The sequence below is a fragment of the Microcystis sp. M53603_WE2 genome (assembly GCF_030065435.1).
Map to the genome: position 1 here is coordinate 1 of NZ_JASJFF010000388.1, position 4620 is coordinate 4620.

The window sequence follows — 4620 nt, forward strand, 5'->3', positions numbered from 1 at the left end:
GTCGTCGCTTTACAACGGGCCGGAATCGCTGTGTTGGGAGGGGGATGGACAATTTTTTTAGCCCTGTTTATCTGGCCTTTTCGCCCTAATCAGCCTTTACGTCAGGTAACGGCGGAAAATTTTCAGGGTATCGCCACCTATCTCCGCTCTTTGCCCTTAAACTCTCGTTCTAATGCTCATGAGGAGCCATATTTTGACAAAATCCGCCAGCTGTTGCTACGTTCGAGGAAAACTGTCACCTTGACGCGTCGGGGACGTTGGGGAAAGAATGAGCTGCGGGAATTGTTAATCGTCTTGATTGAAGATAGCGATCGCATTAACACCAGCTTAATCGCGCTGCGAGAATTGCTTCATCTTCATCCCTTGCCACAACTGACCACGGTGGGTATTTTATTAGAAGATATTCTCGTGCAAGTGGCGGAAATTAGCGAAGATATTGCTGGGTTAATTTTGGGTAGAAATAAACAACCGGATTGTGAGCGCTTGCAGCTATTACTCAAGGCGATCGAGCAACAAAAAAACCTGCAAGCTAAAGTTTTAGAAAATGCTCAGGACGATTATAGCAGTTATGTGGCAATTTCCCAATTAAATAATCGTTTAAAAAAATTATTTAAACAGCTAAAAATAGCCAGTGAAACAGCGCAACATTTGCGGCAAAGCGAGGAATTTTCAGATAAAAAGAATCCCTGGCAGCGGAACTTTGAAGGGATAGAAAAAGAGTACGGTCAAGAAAAAGCTTGGTGGGAACCATTAAAATCTAATTTTAATCTAGAATCGCCCCTATTTCGTCATGGTTTACGCTTGGGTTTGGGAAGTGCGCTAGGAGTTTTGATTTACAACAAGCTAGGAATTACCCATAGTTTTTGGATTGGTTTAACCTTAGTTATTGTGTTAAAACCAGATTTTAGCTTGACTTTTCAACGCTTTTTAAATCGGGTGTTTGGCACGATTTTAGGCTCGTTTTTTGTTTTGGCACTGTTGCGAATTATAGATAATCCGCTCTGGTTAGAAGTTATTGGGGTTATTTCTATAGCGATCGCTTTAACTTTGGTGCGATTTCACTATAGTTTAGCCGTATTTTTTATCACAATTTTTGCTTTAATTATCAGTCGTCTCGATACCAGCAATGACGGGATTAATTTAGAGTATATCAGAATAGTTTATACTTTAATCGGTAGTGCTTTAGCTTTTGCACTTTCCTTCGGTTTTTTACGGTTTAATGAAGATGAACGTTTTTCCCTCGCTGCCATTAAAGCATTAGAAGCTAATCAAATATATTTTCAGTCAGTTATGGCAGTTTATTTAGGAGAATCATCCTATCAAACTGCAAGTTTATCTTCCCATCGCAATAAAGCTCGACGAGCAAATACAACTATGCAAACGGCCCTACAAAGATTAATTGATGATCCTAGCACACCCTTTCCACAAATGGAACCGGCAATCACTTTAAGTAATTATATTCCTCGTTTTGGTCGCGGGGTGACAGTTTTATTGACGGAATTGGAACAATATCGCGGTAGTCCTCCCCATCCTAATCTGAGTCTGTTCACGCAACAAATAACCCAAGCTTTGACGCAATTAACCCAAGCTTTGCAAGCAAATAATCCTCCTTCTCCCTTACCTCCCCTCGAAGATACTTTAGAAAATATCCTCGATCATTTGCAAGAATTGCGAGAGGAAAGGTTAGTAGAAATTGGCAATCAACAAGAGGGAACTAATCTCCAGAAATATTTAGGGGATTATAATATTGTCACCACGGAACTTGTGGAATTATCCAGTCGTGTGGGGGTAATGAACACAGCAATCGATCGTTTTATTAGAAGTTAAAATTTAGTTATTAAGTAGTTGGACAAAAGTAAAGTTAACTGTGGGGTAAGGAGTCAGTAGCCGGTCGTCAGGAGTCGGTCGTCAGTAAGAATTGCGGCAATTTACATTTCTTAAGATAGACAACAGAATTTATGTCCGACTACTTACAACAAAATTTTTGTAAATCTACTGAGTTGGTATTTTTAAAGGGAAACTATCTTCTAAAATTGGTCATTATTTCCGATTTTATCACTCAATTCAAGCCTTTGGGTAGGGTTGATTCAAGGTAGGGTTGATTCATGAATCAACCCTACCCAAACCCTGGAGCGCATTAGCTTTTCGGTGAGATGCTTACACGCGATTGTTCATATTTTTGTACCAATTTAAGAGTCACTGATAATTGCTGATTGTCTGTATTTCTGCAAAGGTGAGAGGCAGCCATTTAGCAGTCAGGAGGAAAATCGATTAACTTCGATAATTTCCGTATATTCAAAATTATTAGGACTGCGTTTCACTAGAGAATAATCAACACCATGAAGATTAATTAAATCCTCTTGACAATCCGCTTTCGGAGAATTATAAACTAACACATATTCTTTACCAATATAGGGAGAAATCTCGGTTTCTACTTCTCCTCTCCATTGAGTTTTTGTCACTAAAACAATTAACTGATTGGCTAATTTAGGAATAGCGATCGCAACTTGCCGACGATAGATATGATCAAGACTACCAAAAGGGGAATCCATCACCAGAGGAAAAGTGCTGCTATCAATTCCCATCAAAGTATTTTTCTGACTCCATTCTCGCACTCGATCGATAATTCCCCCGATAAAAGATAAACTGAGAATCTGATTTTCTCCGGTAGAAGCTGCCACGGGAATGGCGAATCCTGTCGTATTTTCTAATAGTCTTACCTCGTAATCGGGACTAATACGGGGAATATAGGGAGTAAAAGAAATTGAGTTAAAGATTTCCTGTACCCGTTTTTCTAAGGACAAACGAAACTGATTTTCTAATCTCTGTCTTACCTCACTAATGCGATTAATTGCCTCTTGAGTCACTAAAATACGTCGTTGTCCTAAATTATATTTTTCCTCTTTTTGTTGCTGTTTTTGTACCTGTTTTTGCAGGGATTCTAACTCTTTTTCATAGATATCTAGTTGATTTTTATTGCTGCCCTGTTCCAAGCGTAAATCTTTTAGGGAATCCTCGATCGCATCTAAGCGAGATTGCAGATTTTTAATATCTTCATCGGGATAATGGCGAAATTTATCCCGCACTTCATCTAATTCTGATTCTACTAAAGATAATTCTAAGCGCCATTGGTGAATATTAGCTTGATAATTATCCACTTCTTGCCAAAAATCTAAGACTTTTTTATCCATTTCTTTGACTGTGGAAGATAAGCGAATGGCTGCTTCTTCTACATCGGCCATTCCTGCTTTATTCATCCAATCTTGTACCTGTAAATAAGCTTGGCTATTTTCCTGTAATTCCTGACCACAAATACATTTTTTCCGCTCTAATAATTGTTGGACAAATTGCTGTTTAATACCACTGGGTAATTCCCCTTGTTGTCGTAGGTGATCGATTAATTGCTGAAAATTTTGATTAATTTCTTTTAAAAAGACTTGATAAGCTTGCTGAGAAATTAATTTCTTTAATTTATCTTTAGTTCTGACTAAATCTTGCCGCAGATTTCTTTCCTGTTGTTCCAATTTTTCTTTTAACTGTTTTAATTCTTCGGCACCACTTAACTCTAATAAGCGATTAGTAACGGCTTTTTTTAATTCTTCTTGCTGGGATAACTGGCTAATAATATCTTGCTGACGCTGTTTTAATTTCTCGAAATCCTGCTCAATTTTACTTTCCTGTTTCAGTAACTTTTTTAAATCCGATTCCCCTAAATCTTTAAGCTCATCTTGTAAAGATTTTTTGGCTTTTTTTAAATGCTCGATCGCTCGATCTAATACTTTAACTCCCAATAATTCTTTTGTATCTTCGGCGATTTTACCTTGGCTACTACTGCGAAATTGATGATCGATATATTCCCCATCAAAAAAGAAATAACGATGTAAACTTTCTGGTAAGATTTGATTAATAATATCCTCTGGTGGTTGATTGGGTGTGTACCAATTACCATCATCACCAGCGTAGAGCATATATAAACTATTTGAACCGTATTTAATCTTACTATTTACATCTTGATAGGCGAAAAATTTTCGTTTTACCTGATAGCGTTTATTTTCATGTTCAAAGTTTACTTCTGCGGAACATTCTATGGAGGTTCCCGTGCTTACTTCGGTAATTGCCCGTTTATTAACTAATAACTCTGGTTCGGCAAAAGCTGCTGTAAATTTTTCATAAAGAACCCAGGTACAAGCATTTAAAATTGTTGTTTTTCCTGCCCCATTATTGCCATAAATTACCGTCGTATTGCGAGAACTCGCTGCTAAATGTATCTCAGGAGTCTTACCATAAAATTGTCGAAAATTACATAACTTTATTGATAGTAGTTTCATATTTATATAAAGGGGATGATGGGGAAGTGGGGGAGTGGGAAGTGGGGAAGTGGGGAAGTGGGGGGATGGGGAAGTGGGAAGTGGAGCATTTGGATGAAATTTCCGGTTCTTCGGTTTGTGTTATGCAATGGAGGGGGGTTATAAGGGATGAAACCCTTATATAGAAAGACATTTGGCGATTTTTGTCAATTGTTTTCGATCTAGAACGAGCTAATCAATTAAGTCTCTTGCCGGATAAGGATTTAGTCGATTTATGCCCCCTGATCGAATCATACCAAGTAACGAAGAGCCA

The 4620-nt window shown here is 38.0% G+C and carries 2 protein-coding genes; one reads left to right on the forward strand and one right to left on the reverse strand.

Annotated elements, in window-relative coordinates; all coding sequences use genetic code 11:
• Positions 1–1827, forward strand: a 1827-nt coding sequence (locus PX481_RS08250) for an FUSC family protein (RefSeq protein WP_288094328.1), incomplete at its 5' end; no start/stop codon positions are given.
• A 428-nt stretch (positions 1828–2255) separates the two neighbouring features.
• Here PX481_RS08250 and PX481_RS08255 read toward each other — a convergent pair.
• The gene (locus PX481_RS08255; protein WP_288027806.1) at positions 2256–4328 is read right to left on the reverse strand and encodes an AAA family ATPase; all 2073 of its coding nucleotides are present in this window, start codon (positions 4326–4328) and stop codon (positions 2256–2258) included.
• Positions 4329–4620 lie beyond the last annotated feature (292 nt).

Excerpts from the sequence above, each read along its gene's own strand:
- PX481_RS08255 (WP_288027806.1), bottom strand. The coding sequence starts at position 4,328 with ATGAAACTACTATCAATAAAGTTATGTAATTTTCGACAATTTTATGGT.